Source organism: Microbacterium sp. Bi128 (assembly GCF_918698205.1).
In genome coordinates this window covers 1-1,403 of sequence record NZ_CAKKMM010001328.1, presented here as the reverse complement: position 1 = coordinate 1,403, position 1,403 = coordinate 1, and the positions used below count along the sequence as shown (strand labels likewise).

2 protein-coding genes are annotated in these 1,403 nt (G+C 67.9%); both read left to right on the top strand.

The window, feature by feature from the left end:
• Window positions 1-733, top strand: a 733-nt coding sequence (locus LQV45_RS32465; protein ID WP_230011686.1) for an extracellular solute-binding protein, incomplete at its 5' end; no start/stop codon positions are given.
• A gap of 133 nt (window positions 734-866) precedes the next feature.
• A partial coding sequence (locus tag LQV45_RS32460; RefSeq protein WP_230011684.1) for a carbohydrate ABC transporter permease occupies window positions 867-1,403 on the top strand: 537 nt, incomplete at its 3' end.

The window sequence follows — 1,403 nt, the reverse complement described above, 5'->3', positions numbered from 1 at the left end:
GGGCACGGCCGGCTTCGTGGCCCGCACCGGAAAGTCCGCCGCCGTCACCCAGTTCTCCAGCTTCCTGTACAGCTTCGGCGGCGACTTCACCGACGCCAGCGGCAAGTCCGCCGTCAACTCCGACGCTGCGAAGAAGGCCTACGCGTTCTACGGCGGCCTGATCAAGAACTACGGCCCCGCCAACGTCAGCACCGACATGAGCTGGCCCGAGGCAATGGCGATCTTCACCCAGGGCAAGGCCGCCTTCTACACGGAGGCCGACTCGCTCTACAAGAACGCCACCGACCCGGCCAAGTCCAAGGTCGCCGACACCGTCGGCTTCGCCGCACTGCCCGCCGGCCCCGCCGGCTCCAAGCCGTACAACATCCCGTCCTGGGGCCTCGCCATCAACCAGGCATCCAGCAACCAGGACAACGCCTGGAAGTTCATCCAGTGGGCCACCAGCAAGGAACGCACCCTCGAGGCGCAGAAGGCCGGAGTCCCCGGACCCCGCGCGTCGGTCTGGGCTGACCAGGCCGGCACCTCCACCTACCCGAAGGACCTCGCCGAGGCCATCTCCGCCAGCGCCAAGAACGGCGTCGGGCACGACCGTCCCCAGGTTGTCACCGTAGGCAAGGCCCGCGAAATCGTGGGCGGCCCGATCGTCGCCACCATCACCGGCTCTGACTCGTCCGCCGCAGCCGACACGGCGCACGACGCCTTCCAGAAGTTCCTGGACAGCGAAAAGAAGTAGCGCCCCCGGCGCGCCAGCCAGGCTTCGCGCCTGAGCACTGCGCCTGAGCACCAAACAGCCCGGCGGGACGGCGGTCCGATGCCGTCCCGCCGCGGCCAGCTTTTCACTTCACCCCCAACTCCTTAGGTGAACCATGTCTGTATTGACCACTCCCCGCAGCGCCCAGACCCAGCCGCCGTCCGGCCGCAAGGGCGCCCGCACCCCCGGTGCACGCGAGAACTTCTCCGGCTGGGCCAACCGGCACCGCAAATGGCTCTTCGCCGCCCCCGCCATGATCTTCGTCGGCGTCCTGATCGTTTTCCCCCTCGGCTGGACCCTGTACCTGAGCCTGACCGATTCGCAGGGCTCGGTCCGGGCGGCCTCCGATTTTGTCGGCGTGCAGAACTACCTCACGGTCCTCTCCGACGTCGAACGCTTCTGGCCCGCCGTCGGCCGCACGCTGAGCTTCACCGGCGTTGCCCTTGTCTGCGAAGTGGTCCTCGGCATGTGCATTGCGCTGCTGCTGTGGCGCCCGTTCCGCGGCGAAAAATGGGTCCGCGTGGCCATCCTGCTCCCGCTCGTCGCCACTCCCGTGGCAGTCGGCATGATGTGGCGGCTGATCTTCGATCCCAACATCGGCTTCGTCAACCAGCTGCTCGGCATGGTCGGGATTCCCGCCCAGCCCTGGCTC